The following is a 16,444-nucleotide window of genomic DNA, read 5'->3' on the forward strand; positions in this document are numbered from 1 at the left end:
GCAGTGCTCCTTCCTGCCCGCCGGGACTACCTAGCTGTGAACTGTCAATAGGTTGTATTCGTCCAGGTTGAGTCTGGAGATGGGTACAGCGCGCCCGATGCCTTGGTGGGGTCGATGCCAGTTGTAGTAGTGTAGCCAGGATTTCATGGCATCGGCTCGGTGTTGGGAGTTCTGGTAGGTGTGAGCGTAAGCCCACTCACGCAAGGCCGACTGGATGAAGCGTTCGGCCTTGCCATTGGTCTGTGGGCGGTAAGGTCGGGTAAAGCGGTGCTTGATGCCCAGCTCATGGCACAGCGCGGCGAAGGCGCGGCTGCGAAAGGCCGAGCCATTGTCGGTGAGCAAGCGCTGGATGGTCACGCCCAGGCGCTGGTAGTAGGCCACTGCGTCCTTGAGGAACTGGACGGCGCTGGGGAAGCGCTCGTCGGGGTGGATGTCGGTGAAGGCCACGCGGGCGTGGTCATCGATGGCCACGAAGACGAAGTCCCAGCCGGCCCCCTCAACGGTATCGCGTCGGTTGCCCGTGACCCGGTGGCCAGGGCGCTGGATACGTCCCAGCTTCTTGATGTCGATGTGCAGCAGATCGCCGGGGGCCTGATGCTCGTAGCGCACCACCGGCTCGGCCGGCTCCAGGTCGGCCAGGTGCGACAGACCGGCGCGGGCCAGGACGCGGCTGACGGTGCTGGCTGACACGCCCAGCGCCTGGGCGATGCGCGCTTGGGTCAGCCGCTTGCGGCGCAGCTCCACGATAGCCAGCGCCTTGGCCGGCGCAATCGCTCGGGGCGAGACCGTCGGGCGCGAGGACGCATCGGCCAAGCCCGCCTGGCCCTGAGCCAGGAAGCGGCCCAGCCATTTGCGCACAGTCGGCGCGGTGACCCCATAGGCGCGGGCCGCTTCAGGCACACAAACTTGATGGGTGATCAATTGCTGGACCATTTCGAGTCGACGTAGGAAGGTCAATCGGGCATGCTTATGGGTGTTCATCCGGCCGGGCTCCTTGAGTGAACTGGGGGGTTGGCGATTTCCAGTTTCTCAAATCCGGTTCGGATGAACCATGCATACAACCTATTGAATCTTCACACCTAGCCGCCCAAACCGCAATTGGGCATATCGCTGATCAAACCAGCCTGCGTCACATTGCTATGGGGCGCAATGCTGCGCGTGAGCCACACATTTCCGCCAATGGTCGAGCCCTTGCCTATGGTGATGCGGCCCAGGATGGTCGCACCCGCATAGATGACCACATCGTCTTCGATGATGGGATGCCGTGGCAGGCCTTTTTTTAGCTCGCCATTTTCCCCCGGCGGAAAGCGCTTGGCGCCCAGCGTCACCATCTGGTAGAGGCGCACCCGGTCGCCAATGATGGCCGTCTCGCCGATCACCACACCCGTGCCGTGATCGATGAAGAAACTGCGCCCTATCGTGGCGCCCGGATGGATATCAATGCCGGTGTCGGCGTGCGCGATTTCCGCCACAATGCGCGCCAGCATGGGCGCGCCGAGCCGATAAAGCACATTGGCCAGGCGGTGATGGATCATGGCCGTCACGCCGGGATAACACAGCAGAACCTCATCGACGCTGCGCGCGGCCGGGTCACCCTGGTAAGCCGCCGTGACATCCAGGTCCAGCGCGGCGCGCACCTCTGGCAGCGCCGCGCCAAAGGCGCGCACGATCTCCACGCCGCGGGCCAGTGTCTCGTCTCGCGGTCGGGGGTCATCCCGCCCCAGATGCTCCAGCTCCAGGCAGACCTGATGCAACAACGCGTCGAGCGCCGCACCTATGGTGTGCCCGACGTAAAAGTCTTCCACCTCTTCGCGCAGGTCCAGCGGCCCCAGGCGCATCGGAAACAGGGCGCCACTGAGCTGTTTGATGATTTCCTGCAGACTTTCCTGAGAGGGAAACTCGCGGCCGCCTGAGGCGGCCTCGCGCAAACGCCCACGCGGCCTGCGCCAGGCCACGCGAGCGGCTCTGAGCCCCGACACGATGCCATCCAGATTCCAGTGCGCCTGGGTCAGGTCCTTGCTCATTGCCGGGCTCCCCGGAATGCTTCGATACGCGAAAAAACCATAGCTCAACCTCGGAACGAGAAACGCGCCTGCGCGCGCTCATCTTCAAATAACAGCGGTGACTGTAACCGCAGGCGCGCTTCCGGGGGGTCCCGGCCGACTCGATGGCGGGGTTTTGCCCCCCGATGGATGTGACTCGCCCGCAACACCGCAACGCAGCACAATGGGCTGCCGGCACCCGCGCCACGCGGATGCCGCCCCGGAAAGGACGAATGCGGCGACGCAGCAAACAACCTTAACCGTCATTCAGGATTAACCCTGAGCAGGCCCCATGACACTCGCCGCAGGCCTTCGGAGCCCGTATAGTGGATTCAAACAAACGTTTGAATCAAGGCGGGCCATGCAAGATAACCGCGGCACCCAGCAGACCATTCTGGACAGCGCCGAGCGCCTTTTTGCCCGGCAGGGCTATGACGGCACCTCCATGCGCCAGATCACGCGCGAGGCTGCGGTCAATCTCGCTGCCGTGCACTACCACTTCGGCAGCAAGCAAGCCCTGGTTCAGGCCGTTCTCAAACGGCGGCTGGAAATCGTCAACCGTGAGCGATTGCGACTGCTCGATGACCTTGAGGCCGAGGCCGGCGGCTCGGCCCTGAAGCCATCACAAATTGTCGACGCTTTCTTCGGCACGCTGCTGCGGTTGGCTGCGCGCAGCGATCAGGACGACCAGGCGTTCATGCCGTTGCTCGAACGCACCATGACCGACCCTGCCGGCTTCATACGCACGTTATTCGCCGACGAGTACGCAGATGTCATGGAACGCTACAAAAATGCGTTATTCCGGGCATTGCCCGACGTGCCTCGCGCCGAAATCATGTGGCGGTTCCAGTTCATGCTGGGAGCCACCTCCTACGCCATCATCGGGACGGATACCTTGCGCATCGCGACGGGCTGGGCGGTTCAGGACGACGAGCAACCCGACAACCCGGCGCTGCTTCTGCCACGTTTGATGAGTTTTCTTCTGGGAGGTCTGCGCGCACCGCTGCCCCCCGCCCCCACCGGCGCCTGAGCGCATAAACCGGGAGACGTTGCGCATGACCGCTTTCGAGATCGTCCTGTGGGTGTTGCTGGCGCTGGTGATGCTGGTCACGCTGGTGCTGGCGTTGGCGCCCCTGCGGCGCGCCCTTCTGACGCGCCCCATATTCGACCTGTACCGCAAGGTGCTGCCTCGTATGTCGCAAACCGAGCGCGATGCACTGGAGGCCGGCACGGTGTGGTGGGAGGGAGAGCTGTTCCGTGGCCGCCCTGACTGGCAGCGCCTCCTGGCGCTGCCCACGCCGGCGCTGACCGCCGACGAGCAGGCATTTCTGGACGGGCCGACGGCACGGGTCTGCGCCATGGTGGACGATTGGCGTATCACTGAGCAGGACCGCGATCTTCCGGCACAGGTATGGGCCGCCCTCAAGCAGGAGGGATTTTTCGGCATGATCATCCCGAAGGAATATGGCGGACTCGGTTTTTCCGCCTTCGCCCACTCGGAAATCGTCACACGCCTATCGACCCGGTGCTCGGCGTTGGCCGTCTCGGTCATGGTGCCCAACTCACTCGGACCGGCCGAACTGCTGCTGCATTACGGCACCGATGCGCAAAAAAACCACTACCTCCCCAGACTGGCCCGCGGCGAGGAGATCCCCGCCTTCGCGTTGACCAGCCCATGGGCCGGCTCGGATGCGGCAGCCATCCCCGACCATGGCGTTGTCTGCCGGGGCCAATGGCAGGGCCAGGATGTGCTGGGCATGCGCGTAACCTGGGACAAGCGTTACATTACGCTGGCCCCGGTGTGCACCCTGCTCAGCTTGGCGTTCCGCCTGTACGATCCGGACGGGCTGCTGGGCCAGACCCGCGATATCGGTATCACCTGCGCCTTGGTACCGCACGACCATCCTGGCGTGCATACCGGCCGACGCCACTTCCCGCTCAACGCCATGTTCATGAACGGCCCGACGCGGGGCCAGGACGTCTTCATGCCACTGGAGTTCATCATTGGCGGCGCTGAAATGGCCGGTCAAGGATGGAGGATGCTCATGGAGTGCCTGGCGGCCGGACGGTCGATTTCGCTGCCCTCGTCAAACACCGGCATGTCTCAGTTGACCACGCGCACGGTCGGCGCTTATGCCCGGGTGCGCAGCCAGTTCCAGCTCGCCGTGGGGAAATTCGAAGGCGTGCAAGAAGCCCTGGCGCGCATCGGCGGCCACACCTATGCGATGGATGCGGCACGCGTGATGACCGCCGGCGCCATTGATCTGGGCGAACGGCCTTCCGTTGTCTCGGCCATCGTCAAATACCATGTCACCGAGCGCGCCCGTCAGGTGGTCAATGACGGCATGGACATCATCGGCGGCAAGGGCATTTGCCTGGGCCCGTCCAACTTTCTCGGCCGCGCCTACCAGCAACTCCCCATCGGCATCACGGTCGAAGGCGCCAACATCCTGACGCGCAGTCTCATCATCTTCGGCCAGGGTGCGATCCGCTGTCACCCATACGTTCTGGACGAAATGCGCGCCGCGCAACATCCCAAAGCGAAAGAGGGCCTGCTGGCTTTCGACAAGGCATTCTGGGCACATGTACGGTTTGTTTCGGCCAACACCGTGCGCGCCCTGAGCAGCGCGTTGACAGCCGGCCGGTTCAATCGCGCCCCCGGACAGGCTGACGCGGCCATGCACCCTTACTACCGCGCATTAGGGCGCTTGTCGGCGGGGTTCGCCTTGACCTGCGACGCGTGCATGCTGGCACTGGGCGGCAGCCTGAAGCGGCGCGAGAGCCTGTCGGCCCGCTTGGGCGATGTCCTGGCCCAGATGTATCTGGCCAGCGCAGTCCTCAAACGTTTTGAAGACCAGGGCCGGCAGGCCGAAGACCTGCCGCTGGCGCAATGGGCCCTGCAGGATGCGCTCTGGCGGGCTCAGGAAGCGTTGCTCGGCTTGCTGGAGAACCTGCCGCAACGCGCCGTCGCTGCGGGCTTGCGCGTGGTGATTTTCCCGTGGGGACGTCCCAGGAAGCCGCCTGCCGACCGCCTGGGCCAGCAGGTGGCCCAATTGCTGACCGCGCCTGGTGGCGCGCGCGATCGCCTCACCGCCAATTGCTTCATCCCGGCCGACGTCCGCGAGCCGGTCGCCGCCATCGAGGCGGCATTGTCGGCCACCTTGCAGGCCGAGGCCATCGAAGCCCGTCTGCGCGCATTGCAGAAAAGCGGCACGCTCGGCGACAACCCCAAGGTCAACGTGCGCGACCTGGCCACGGCGGCATTCGAGTCCGGAGCGCTGGGGCAAGAGGACTATGCCATCATGCAAAAGCGTAATGCCCTGCGCGATCAGGTCGTCAGCGTCGACGACTTTCCTGCTGACCTGAGCCGCCGGCCCACCGCTTGAGGAATTCGCCATGCCTTTCGAACCGATTTACGTCGTCGACGGTGCCCGCTCACCGTTTCTCAAAACCCGCACCGGGCCAGGGCCCTTTGCTGCCTCGGATCTGGCGCTGCAGGCAGGCCGTGCATTATTGTTGCGGCAACCCTTCACCCCCGCCGATCTGGACGAAGTCATCATCGGCTGCGCCGCGCCATCACCCGACGAGGTCAATATCGGCCGGGTCATCGGTCTGCGACTGGGCTGCGGGCATCGCGTGCCTGGCTGGACCGTGCAGCGCAATTGCGCCTCCGGAATGCAGGCCCTCGACAGCGCCATCGCCAACATTCAGTTAGGCCGCAGCCAATTGGTGCTGGCCGGCGGCACCGATGCCTTGTCGCGCTCCCCCGTGCTGTTTTCCAGCGAAATGGCGAGCTGGCTGGCCCGTTGGTTTGCCGCACGCAGCATGGGCGCACGCCTGTCCCTGCTGGGCAAGCTGCGCTTGCGCTATCTGGCACCGGTGATCGGACTGCTCAAGGGCCTGACCGATCCGGTCGTCGGACTATCCATGGGCCAGACTGCAGAAAATCTCGCCACACGCTTTGGCATCAGCCGCAGCATGATGGATGCCTATTCGGCGCGCAGCCATGAGCGGGCGCTCGCCGCGCAGCAGGCCGGGCGGCTGGAGGAAATCCAGCCCCTGGTCGACGACAGCGGCAAACTCTACCCGACCGACGATGGCGTGCGCGCGGACTCCAGTGTGGACAAGCTCGCCCGGCTCAAACCGGTCTTCGACAAACCGTTCGGCAACGTGACAGCAGGCAATAGTTCGCAGGTCAGCGATGGGGCGGCACTGGTTCTGCTGGCTTCCGAGGCTGCGGTACGGCGTTGGGATCTGCAGCCAATCGGGCGCATTCTGGACAGCCAATGGGCTGGCCTCGATCCAGCCCAGATGGGGCTGGGACCGGTACATGCCGCCACGCCCATCCTGCAACGTCATGGGCTGGGACTCAACGACCTGGACCTCTGGGAAATCAACGAAGCCTTCGCCGCCCAGGTGCTGGCGTGCCTGGCCGCATGGCAGGACGACATCTATTGCAATGAACACTTCGGCACGCCCGCCTGGGGCACGCTGGATCCGCAACGCCTGAATGTCGACGGTGGCGCCATCGCCATTGGTCACCCCGTCGGCGCATCGGGCGCGCGCATTGTGCTGCATCTTCTGCAGGCATTGCGCGCTCGCGGAAAAAAGCGTGGCATGGCGGCTATCTGCATAGGTGGCGGACAAGGCGGAGCCATGCTGGTTGAAACTCTGGAGGACGCACGATGAGCGCTGCAACACCCTGGCGACATTGGAGGCTGGAGCGCGAAAGCGACGGGCTGGCATGGCTGGTGCTCGACCGAGCCGACTCCAGCGTCAATGCGCTGTCGGCCGATGTCATGGCCGAGTTCGCTCACGTACTCGATCATCTCGACAGCGCGCCGCCGAAGGGCTTGATCATCCGCTCGGCCAAGCCGGGCGGGTTCGTGGTGGGCGCCGACATTGAGGAGTTCGCCCATCTGGCCACGCCCGAGGATGCCCGTGCGTTGGTCGAGCGCGGCTGGAATCTTTTCGCCCGCCTGGCCCGGGTGCATTATCCGACGCTGGCGCTGATTCATGGGCAGTGCCTGGGAGGCGGACTGGAATTGGCGCTGGCGTGCCGCTATCGGGTGGTAGCCGATGCGCCCTCCACCGCGTTGGCCTTGCCGGAAGTGATGCTCGGCATTTTCCCGGGATGGGGCGGCATGCTGCGCCTGCCGGCGCTCATCGGTGCTCCCGCGGCGCTGGACATGATGCTCACTGGCCGGCGTGTCGACGCGCGCCGAGCTGCCGCACTCGGTCTGGCCGATGCGCGCGTGCCTGAACGGCTGCTGCGCCAGGCGGCGCGCCAGATGGTCTTGTCCGCCAAGCCGGCCCGCCGCGCGCGAGCCCTGGCGGCACTGACCAATCGCTGGCCATTGCGCGGCATCATCGCCGCACGCGCACGCAAGACCATTGCGCAGAAGGATCCGCAAGGACACTACCCCGCCCCGGCGGCCATCGTTGAGATATGGGAGCGCCATCATGGCAACGCGCTGCGCGCTGCGCACCTGCTGGCGCGCATTATCCAATCTCCTACCGCACGCAATCTGCTGCGGGTATTCCGTCTGCAGGAAAGGCTCAAGGCCAACGCACGCGGCCAATCCGCCATCGATCACGTCCACGTGATAGGGGCGGGTGTCATGGGAGCCGACATTGCCGCGTGGTGCGCGTACAAAGGACTGACTGTGACCTTGCAGGATATGTCGATGGAGCGCATCGCCGCGGCGATCAAACGGGCCGGCACCCTGTTTTCCCGGCGCCTGAAAGATCGTCGTCAAGCGCGTGCGGCCTTCGACCGCCTCATTCCCGACCCTCAGGGCAACGGCGTCTCCCGCGCCGACCTGGTCATTGAGGCGATTTCCGAACAGGTGCAGGCCAAACAGGCGCTCTACCGGCAAATCGAGCCCCGTCTCAAGCCGGGGGCACTGCTGGCCACCAATACCTCCAGCCTGTCGCTGGCGACGCTGCTCGAAGGGCTACTCGATCCACAGCGCTTGGTGGGCGTGCACTTCTTCAATCCCGTCGCCAAAATGCCGCTGGTCGAGGTGATAGGCGCGGCCGGCAACGAGGCCGCGCAATCCCGCGCATGCGCTTTCGTCGGCCAGTTGGGGAAACTGCCGCTGCCGGTGCGCGATGCGCCCGGCTTTCTGGTCAACGCCGTGCTCGCGCCTTATATGCTGGAAGCGATGCGCTGCCTAGACGAAGGCATGACGCCAGAAACCGTCGATGCCGCCATGACGCGCTTCGGCATGCCTATGGGCCCGCTCGAACTGGCCGACACCGTGGGGCTGGACATCGTGTTGGCCGCAGGCAGCCAACTGGCCGGCCCGCAAGCGCCGCCGCGCTGCCTGGCCGAACGTATTGCGCGCGGCGATCTCGGCCGCAAGACTGGCCAGGGCTTTTACCGGTGGCAGAACGATCAGCCGCAACGCGGCACGCCCGGTCAGGCGCAGCCGGGGTTGGCGCAACGCCTGATCACACCGTTGATCGACCGCACCCAGGTCCTGGTCGACACCGGCGTGGTGGCCGACGCCGACCTCGCCGACGCCGGAGTGATCTTCGGCACAGGTTTTGCCCCCTTTACCGGCGGCCCCCTGCATTACCGCCAGTCCCAGACCGGAGCTCCGAGCCGGCCCGTCTCTTCGCAGCAGCACACAGAATAAACACCCCGGAGACTACCCAACATGACACGTCCCAAACTTGCCCTGAACACTTTGGCCATTGCCCTGGCCAGCCTGGGCGCGGCCCAATCCCATGCGGCCGGCTTCCAACTGCTCGAACAAAATGCCAGTGGTCTGGGCAACGCCTATGCCGGCTCGGCAGCCAATCCGGAAAATGCCAGCATCATGTACTACAACGCCGCTGGCATCACCTACCTGCCGGGCGTGTCGATCAGCGCCGGTATGAACGCCATCCGACCGTCCTTCAAGTTCAAGAACAACGGCGACAGCCGTAATCCGTCGGCGCTGGGTGGAGGTCTGCCGACGGGCGGCAATGGCGGAGACGCAGGCAGTTGGGGCTATGTCCCCAATGCCTATGTTTCCTGGCAACTCACGGAGAAGTGGTATGTGGGCCTGGGCCTGGGCGCGCCCTTCGGCCTGATGACCAAATACGACTCCGGCTGGGATGGCCAATACCACTCGAACAAGTTCGACATCAAGACCATCAACATCAACCCGACGGTGGCCTACAAGGTCAACGACATGCTGTCGCTGGGCGCCGGTCTGAACTGGCAGCACATCGACGCCGAATACAAGAAAAAGGCTGTCGTGCCGGTAGGCTCCCTGGTCACCACGGGCGACGCCACGCTCAACATGGATGGCGATGCCTGGGGCTGGAACCTCGGCATGATGCTGCAACCCACCGAAGACACGCGTATAGGCGTGTCCTATCGCTCCAAGATACGCCACACCGCCACGGGCACAACCGATATCGACAACATCCGGACCCCTCTGGGCATGGCCAGCGCCTCCTACGATGCCAAGGCCAAGGTCACCCTGCCCGATACGCTTATTTTCAGCGTCAACCACCAACTGAATGAAAAATGGCAGTTGTTGGGCGACGTCTCCTGGACCGGTTGGAGCAGTATCCCCCAGCTGCGCATTCAGAACGCTGGTGCCGGCACCGACGAACTGCCGCTGAACTTCCGCGACAGCTGGCGCGTCGCGCTCGGCGCCACCTACAAGCTGGCGTCCCAATGGAAATGGAAGTTCGGCGTGGCCTTTGACCAATCGCCGGTGTATAAGGCCAGCGACCGGCCTGCCTCGTTGCCCGATGCCGACCGCTGGTGGTTCTCGACCGGTCTCCAGTATGCGGTCACGAAAGACACGACGATCGATCTGGGCTATACCTATCTGTATGTGCGTGACTCCAGCATCGACTCCACGTCCGGCAATGCGCTGACCAAGGGCCGGCTGGCAGGCGACTACAGCAGCAAGGGCAATATCATCGGTCTGCAGGTTTCCACCCGCTTCTGATTGCCGCATCCGGCCCCGGCGGGCGCATGCCCCCGGCGGCCCAAGACAGGAGGTTTTCCGTGAGCACGTTCACCGTCAAGCATGCCGCCGTCCTCGGGGCGGGGGTCATGGGCGTACAGATCGCCGCCCATCTGGCCAACGCCGGGATACCCGTCACGCTCTACGACCTGACCGCCAAGGAGGGACCTCGCAATGGCGTGGTCGAGCGCGCGTTGGCTGGATTGAAGAAGCTCGAACCCGCCCCCCTCGCGCGGCCAGACCGCCTGGCTCTGATTTCCGCGGCCAACTACGACGACGATCTGCCGAGCCTGGCACAGTGCGATCTGGTCATCGAGGCGATTGCCGAGCGGCTGGACTGGAAGACCGAGCTCTACCATCGCATCGCCCCGCATGTCTCGCCCCAAGCCATTCTGGCTTCCAACACCTCCGGTCTGTCGATCAACTCGCTGGCAGATGCTCTTCCCGATGCCCTTCGCTCACGCTTTTGCGGGGTGCATTTTTTCAATCCACCACGCTATATGCGGCTGGTGGAGGTCATTGCCACGGCCCATACTCGGCCGGACGTTCTGGACCATCTCGAAACCTGGTTGACCTCGCGGCTGGGCAAAGGCGTCATCCGAGCCCTGGACACCCCGAACTTTGTCGCCAATCGCATCGGTGTGTTCTCCATTCTGGCCGCCATGCATCACACCCAGCGTCTTGGCCTGAGTTTCGATGAGGTCGATGCGCTGACTGGCCCACGCCTGGGCCGCCCAAAGAGCGCCACTTACCGTACCGCAGACGTGGTGGGTTTGGACACGCTGGCGCATGTCGTGGGCACCATGCGCGACCAACTCCCTCAAGATCCCTGGCATGCCTATTTCACCGTGCCGGCATGGCTGCAGACGCTGATAGAGCATGGCGCTCTGGGGCAAAAAACCGGCGCTGGCGTCTATAAAAAATCCGGTAAGGAAATCCAGGTTCTGGACAACACGAGCGGCCAATATCGCCCTGCTGCAGGCAAGATCGAACCGGAGGTCGACGCTATTCTCAAAGAGCGCGACCCGGCCAAGCCCCTCGCCGCGCTGCGCGCCAGCCCGCACCCCCAAGCCCAATTCATCTGGAGCCTGCTGCGCGACACCTTCCATTACAGCGCCGTGCACCTGGCCGATATGGCCGACAACGCACGGGATGTGGATCTGGCCATGCGCTGGGGCTTCGGCTGGGCGCAAGGCCCCTTTGAAACCTGGCAAGCCGCTGGCTGGCAAGCTCTGGCACAGGCCATTGCCGAAGACGTCACGGCGGGCCGCGCAATGAGCCCTGAGCCGCTACCGGCCTGGGTCCTCGATCGCGACGGCGTGCATAGCGCCGCAGGCTCCTGGTCGGCGCGCGCCGGGACGATCCGACCGCGCTCTACCTTGCCCGTCTACGACCGCCAACTGACCGCCGAGCGCCTGGTGGGCGAGCCGCCCGCGCCACGCGGCGAGACCCTCTGGGAAAACGAAGGCGTGCGCCTTTGGCGACTGCCCGAACAGGACCCCGGTCTGGCCATCCTGTCGCTGACCTCCAAGATGCACACGCTCGGCAGCGAGGTCCTGCACGGCATCCAGCACGCCGTGGCGTTGGCCGAACGCGATTTCGATGGTTTGGTCTTCTGGCACGACGCCCCCTTTGCCGTCGGCGCCAACCTCGAGCAGGTCTACCAGGCCTGCCAGACGGGCCACTTCGACATGCTGGAAGGCATGGTCGAGACATTCCAGAACACCTCGCTCTGCCTGCAGGATGCCAGCATTCCGGTGGTCGCCGCCGTTCAGGGTATGGCTCTGGGAGGCGGTTGCGAATTTCTGATGCGCGCCAGCCATCGTGTCCTAGCACTGGAGAGCTACATCGGTCTGGTCGAAGCTGGCGTGGGTCTCATCCCTGCCGGAGGCGGCAGCGCATTTCTGGCTGGCCGCGCCGCAGACCTGGCGCACACCACGGCAACGCCCGCCGAGGTCTTTCCGTATCTGCAACCGGTGTTCCAGAACATCGCCACCGCTCAGGTCAGCAAGAGCGCTCTGCAGGCGGTGTCGATGGGGTATGCGCAGGACCAGGACGTCATCGCTTTCCATCCTGACGAATTGCTGTGGCTGGGCTTACGCGTGGCGCGCGCGGCTGCCGACGCAGGCCATGTGCCACGCCCCCGACGTAAACGGTTGCCCGTTGCCGGACGTACCGGCATCGCCAACTTCGAAATGATCCTGGTCAACATGCATGCGGGCGGCATGATCAGCGACCACGATTTGCGTGTGGCGCGCAGCGCGGCCGAGGCATTGTGCGGCGGCGACGTGGATGCCGGCACTCAGGTCGACGAAGAATGGATGCTCGCCGTGGAGCGGCGCGCATTCGTTGCGCTCTTGCGCACGCCCGAGACCCAGGCGCGTATCCGCCACACGCTCGACACCGGCAAACCGCTGCGCAACTGAGGAAAAAGCATGAGCCACACTGAAGCGTATATCGTTGCCGCTACCCGCCTTCCCGTTGGCAAGCGCAATGGCATGTATGCCACCACCCGCCCCGATGACATGTTGGCTGCCGCACTGCAGGGCGCGCTGGCCCAGGTACCCTCACTGGACCCGGCGCTGATCGAAGACGTCATCGCCGGCTGCGCCATGCCGGAAGCCGAGCAGGGCATGAACGTCGCGCGCATGTCACTGCTTCTGGCGGGTCTGCCACAATCCGTGGCCGGCGTGACGGTCAACCGCTTCTGCGCATCAGGGCTGCAGGCCGTCGCCGATGCAGCCGCACGGATCCGCAATGGCGAGGCTGACGTCATGATCGGAGCCGGCACCGAATCCATGAGTGCCATGCCCCAGATCATGGGCAACAAGATCGCATTGAACCCGCGAATCTTCGCGCAGGCCGAAACGCTGGGGATGGCCTACGGCATGGGCCTGACCGGCGAAAAGGTTGCCGAACGCTGGAACGTCTCGCGTGCCGACCAGGATGCCTTTGCGTTGGCTTCGCACCAGAAAGCCTGCGCGGCCATCGCCGCCGGGCATTTCCGCGCCGAAATAACGCCCTACACCATCATCAAGCATCTGCCGGATGGTCGTAGCGGCGTCGCGCGTGCGACGGAGCAGTTGGTCGACACCGACGAAGGGCCTCGTCCGGACACGTCCCTCGAGGCCTTGGCTCGGCTCAAGCCCGTGTTCGCTGCCCGGGGCAGCGTCACGGCGGGCAACAGCTCGCAGATGTCCGACGGCGCAGGTGCAGTGATCCTGGTCTCCGAGCGCATGCTCAAGCAATTCCAGTTGCAACCGTTGGCGCGTTTTCTCAGTTTTTCGGTCGCAGGCGTTTCTCCCGAGATCATGGGCATCGGCCCGATCGCCGCCGTGCCCAAGGCTCTGGCGCGTGCCGGGCTCACGTTGGATGATATCGGCTGGATCGAGCTCAACGAAGCCTTCGCCGCGCAGTCCCTGGCCGTCATCCGCGACCTGGGCCTGGACCCGGCCCGTGTCAATCCGCTGGGAGGGGCGATCGCGTTGGGCCACCCCTTGGGTGCGACCGGGGCCTTGCGTACCGCCACCCTGCTGCATGGGCTGCGTCGCACGGGCACACGCTATGGCATGGTTACCATGTGCATCGGCACGGGCATGGGTGCGGCCGGTATTTTCGAGGCACTCTGAATGCGACTGGAGTGGCTGCGCCATATCCCAGTCCGCTGGCGTGCCGCAGCCCTGCGCCTGGGATTTAACCTGCATCCGGCCTTCCGCGCCACCGGCGGGCGCGTCATCGAGGTCGCGCGCGACTATCGCAGCCTAAGGCTGCGGCTACCCCTGAACCGCCACACCCGCAACCTGGTGGGCTCTATCTACGGCGGCGCGCTGTTTGCCGTCACCGATGGCGCGCATCCCACGCTGCTCATGCTCGCCCTGGGCCGCGAGGTCATCGTCTGGGACAAGGCTGCCAGCATCCGGTTTCGGCGCCCGGCCTATGAAACGCTGTATGCTGAGTTCCATCTGACGCGCGAAGAGATCGCCCAGATACGTACCCTGCTCGATAGCGAACACGAAACCACGCGCCTGTACACGGTGGAGCTCAAGGACGCCGCCGGCGAGGTCTACGCCGTGGTCGAACGCAGCGTCTATCTGGCAGACAAGGACTTCTATCGCCAGAAGACTTCAGGAGCCGTGCCATGGTCTACTCCGACAGACTCTCCTGCCTGCGCATCCTCGTCCGAGGAGGATTCTGCTGCCTCATCCTCTGGTGCCCACCCCCTGCCGGTGCCACCGGCCAGATGATCGACGTCGAAGGCGTGCCCGTCGCTCAGGAAATCAACCAGGCCGGCCAGACACTCAGACTGGTCGGCGCGGGGGTGCACACCAAGTTCGTATTCAGGATCTATCTGGCCGCGCTCTACGCCTCGGACCCCCATGCTGCCCCCAACCAGTTGATAGAAGGTCCAGGCGCGCGCCGCCTACACTTGCAGATGCTGCGCGATATCGACAGTGTCGCCTTGGGTGAGGCCATGCGTGGTGAGCTCGTCTCCACGGACGGCGCCAACGGCACGCGAGCGCTGGCGCCGTCCGTTGAACGGCTGTCCCATATGCTCAACACCATAGACCACCTGCGCGAAGGCGACACCATCGACCTCGAGCTCGAAGGTACGACAGTCGACATCGTTTACAACCGCCAGGATAAAGGGCGTATCCAGGATCCGCTGCTGCCAGCAGCACTGATGCGCGTCTGGCTGGGCGACACGCCAACGCAGGCCTCGCTCAAACAGGCCTTATTGGGTCTGCACTAGGAAGCCCATGGAAAGAATCTGGCTACGCAACTACCCACAAGGCGTGCCGGCCGACATACAGGCCACCGGCACCCTGCTCGACGTCCTGGAAGAAGCCTTTGAGCGCTTTGCCGACAAGACGGCTTATATGAGCATGGGCGCGGAGCTACGTTATGGGGACGTCGAACGCCTTTCGCGCAACCTGGCGAACTGGCTACGCGCTCAGGGCCTGGCGCCCGGCGACCGCGTGGCAGTGATGATGCCCAATATGCTCCAATACCCCTTGGCCGCCTTCGGCATTCTGCGTGCCGGCTGCGTGGTGGTTAATTGCAACCCGCTCTACACGGCGCGCGAGTTGCGCCACCAATTGGCCGACTCCGGCGCCCGCGCCATCATCATCGCGGAGAACTTCGCCGCCACGCTGCAGGCCGTCCTCCCCGACACGAAGATAAAGCACATCGTCGTCACCTCGGTGGGCGATATGTTGCGTCCGTTCAAGGCTCGGCTCGTCAATTTCATGCTCCGCCGCGTCCGAAAGCTCGTGCCGGCCTGGACGCTGCCAGGCCACACTACCTGGCACAGCGCGCTGCACCTGGGTAGCCAACACGTCTATGAGCGGCCCGATGTCGCCGGCGCCGATCTCGCCTTCCTGCAATACACAGGTGGCACCACAGGCACGGCCAAGGCCGCCATGTTGAGCCACCTCAATATGGTGGCAAACCTGAACCAGGCCCATGCGTGGATACGGCCACTGGCGACCGAAGGCAAAGAATGCGTGGTCACCGCGCTCCCCCTCTACCATATCTTTGCCCTCACGGCGAACTGCCTGACCTTTCTAAAGCTGGGCGCGCGCAATCTGCTCATCCTCAATCCGCGCGACATCCGCGCCATGGTTCGAGAACTGCGGCGTCACCCCTTTACGTGCTTTACCGGCGTCAATACGCTGTTCTACGCACTGCTCGACAGCAAGGATTTCCGGGCCCTGGACTTCAGCCCGCTACGCCTGACACTGGGAGGCTGCATGGCGGTACAGAAAACGGTGGCCGAGCGCTGGCGCGAGGTCACCGGCAAGCCGCTGGCGCAAGCCTATGGCCTGACCGAAGCGTCACCTGCCGTCGCGCTCAACCCGTTGGATCAGAAGGACTTCAACGGCTCGGTCGGCCTGCCGGTTCCCGCCACCGACATTTCGATCCGCGATGAACACGGCCAGGAAATCGCCCCCGGACAAAGCGGCGAAATCTGCGTGCGCGGGCCACAAGTCATGAGTGGCTATTGGCAGCAGGCGGCCGAAACCGCGCGCGCCTTCTATCCCCAAGGCTTCCTGCGCACGGGCGATATGGGTTACGTAGATCCGGAAGGCTATCTGTTTCTGGTCGATCGCAAGAAAGACCTGATCCTGGTCTCAGGCTTTAATGTCTATCCGAGCGAAGTCGAAGAAGTGGCCGCGACCTGCCCCGGCATCCGAGAGGCGGCCGCCGTGGGTTGGCCCGACGAACGCTCCGGCGAAGCCGTCAAGCTGTTTGTCATCGCCACTGATCCGGCACTGACAGAAAAAAGCGTGATCGACTATTGCAGGCGCTACCTGACAGGCTACAAAGTGCCGCGCCACGTGGTGTTTCGCAACGAGCTGCCAAGGAGCAACGTAGGCAAGATATTGCGGCGAAAGCTGCGCGAAGAAAGCCTCGCCCAATAAAAAA

The 16,444-nt window shown here is 64.3% G+C and carries 12 protein-coding genes; 10 read left to right on the forward strand and 2 right to left on the reverse strand.

From position 1 onward, the window contains the following. Positions 1 to 30: 30 nt before the first annotated feature. Complete coding sequence (locus LK440_RS10240) at positions 31 to 981, reverse strand: IS481-like element IS481 family transposase (RefSeq protein WP_005013004.1); 951 nt, start codon at positions 979 to 981, stop codon at positions 31 to 33. Between the two features lie 98 nt (positions 982 to 1,079). Beyond that, complete coding sequence (gene epsC / locus LK440_RS10245; protein ID WP_005013002.1) at positions 1,080 to 2,024, reverse strand: serine O-acetyltransferase EpsC; 945 nt, start codon at positions 2,022 to 2,024, stop codon at positions 1,080 to 1,082. 379 nt (positions 2,025 to 2,403) lie between these two features. Between epsC and LK440_RS10250 the strand changes: the two genes are divergently transcribed. From LK440_RS10250 to LK440_RS10295, 10 genes are all read left to right on the forward strand, one after another. Then, positions 2,404 to 3,072: a TetR/AcrR family transcriptional regulator gene (locus LK440_RS10250; protein WP_017685824.1), complete on the forward strand. Its 669-nt coding sequence runs from the start codon at positions 2,404 to 2,406 to the stop codon at positions 3,070 to 3,072. A gap of 70 nt (positions 3,073 to 3,142) precedes the next feature. Then, the gene (locus LK440_RS10255; protein WP_101557918.1) at positions 3,143 to 5,428 is read left to right on the forward strand and encodes an acyl-CoA dehydrogenase; all 2,286 of its coding nucleotides are present in this window, start codon (positions 3,143 to 3,145) and stop codon (positions 5,426 to 5,428) included. A gap of 10 nt (positions 5,429 to 5,438) precedes the next feature. Continuing rightward, positions 5,439 to 6,731, forward strand: a complete 1,293-nt coding sequence (locus LK440_RS10260) for an acetyl-CoA C-acetyltransferase (RefSeq protein ID WP_005012998.1) — start codon at positions 5,439 to 5,441, stop codon at positions 6,729 to 6,731. Beyond that, complete coding sequence (locus LK440_RS10265; protein WP_005012991.1) at positions 6,728 to 8,686, forward strand: 3-hydroxyacyl-CoA dehydrogenase NAD-binding domain-containing protein; 1,959 nt, start codon at positions 6,728 to 6,730, stop codon at positions 8,684 to 8,686. Before LK440_RS10260 ends, LK440_RS10265 begins: the two co-directional genes overlap by 4 nt. 21 nt (positions 8,687 to 8,707) lie before the next feature. Then, on the forward strand, positions 8,708 to 10,000 hold the full coding sequence (locus LK440_RS10270; protein ID WP_005012988.1) for an OmpP1/FadL family transporter: 1,293 nt from the start codon (positions 8,708 to 8,710) through the stop codon (positions 9,998 to 10,000). A 59-nt stretch (positions 10,001 to 10,059) separates the two neighbouring features. Continuing rightward, positions 10,060 to 12,444, forward strand: a complete 2,385-nt coding sequence (locus LK440_RS10275; protein WP_005012986.1) for a 3-hydroxyacyl-CoA dehydrogenase/enoyl-CoA hydratase family protein — start codon at positions 10,060 to 10,062, stop codon at positions 12,442 to 12,444. A gap of 9 nt (positions 12,445 to 12,453) precedes the next feature. After that, complete coding sequence (locus LK440_RS10280; protein WP_005012984.1) at positions 12,454 to 13,647, forward strand: acetyl-CoA C-acyltransferase; 1,194 nt, start codon at positions 12,454 to 12,456, stop codon at positions 13,645 to 13,647. After that, complete coding sequence (locus LK440_RS10285) at positions 13,648 to 14,262, forward strand: PaaI family thioesterase (protein WP_005012980.1); 615 nt, start codon at positions 13,648 to 13,650, stop codon at positions 14,260 to 14,262. Beyond that, positions 14,259 to 14,768 carry a chalcone isomerase family protein gene (locus LK440_RS10290; protein ID WP_005012977.1) on the forward strand — a complete coding sequence of 170 codons (510 nt, stop codon included), beginning with the start codon at positions 14,259 to 14,261 and terminating at the stop codon, positions 14,766 to 14,768. Before LK440_RS10285 ends, LK440_RS10290 begins: the two co-directional genes overlap by 4 nt. Before the next feature lie 7 nt (positions 14,769 to 14,775). Then, a complete protein-coding gene (locus LK440_RS10295) occupies positions 14,776 to 16,440 on the forward strand; it encodes a long-chain-fatty-acid--CoA ligase (protein WP_005012976.1) in 1,665 nt (554 codons plus the stop codon). Positions 16,441 to 16,444: the final 4 nt, after the last annotated feature.

The sequence above is a fragment of the Bordetella holmesii genome (assembly GCF_020735985.1).
GTDB lineage: Bacteria > Pseudomonadota > Gammaproteobacteria > Burkholderiales > Burkholderiaceae_B > Bordetella > Bordetella holmesii.

Coding starts and splice junctions, on each gene's coding strand:
- LK440_RS10240 (WP_005013004.1), bottom strand. CDS start 981: ATGAACACCCATAAGCATGCCCGATTGACCTTCCTACGTCGACTCGAA.
- epsC (WP_005013002.1), bottom strand. CDS start 2,024: ATGAGCAAGGACCTGACCCAGGCGCACTGGAATCTGGATGGCATCGTG.
- LK440_RS10250 (WP_017685824.1), top strand. CDS start 2,404: ATGCAAGATAACCGCGGCACCCAGCAGACCATTCTGGACAGCGCCGAG.
- LK440_RS10255 (WP_101557918.1), top strand. CDS start 3,143: ATGCTGGTCACGCTGGTGCTGGCGTTGGCGCCCCTGCGGCGCGCCCTT.
- LK440_RS10260 (WP_005012998.1), top strand. CDS start 5,439: ATGCCTTTCGAACCGATTTACGTCGTCGACGGTGCCCGCTCACCGTTT.
- LK440_RS10265 (WP_005012991.1), top strand. CDS start 6,728: ATGAGCGCTGCAACACCCTGGCGACATTGGAGGCTGGAGCGCGAAAGC.
- LK440_RS10270 (WP_005012988.1), top strand. CDS start 8,708: ATGACACGTCCCAAACTTGCCCTGAACACTTTGGCCATTGCCCTGGCC.
- LK440_RS10280 (WP_005012984.1), top strand. CDS start 12,454: ATGAGCCACACTGAAGCGTATATCGTTGCCGCTACCCGCCTTCCCGTT.
- LK440_RS10285 (WP_005012980.1), top strand. CDS start 13,648: ATGCGACTGGAGTGGCTGCGCCATATCCCAGTCCGCTGGCGTGCCGCA.
- LK440_RS10290 (WP_005012977.1), top strand. CDS start 14,259: ATGATCGACGTCGAAGGCGTGCCCGTCGCTCAGGAAATCAACCAGGCC.
- LK440_RS10295 (WP_005012976.1), top strand. CDS start 14,776: ATGGAAAGAATCTGGCTACGCAACTACCCACAAGGCGTGCCGGCCGAC.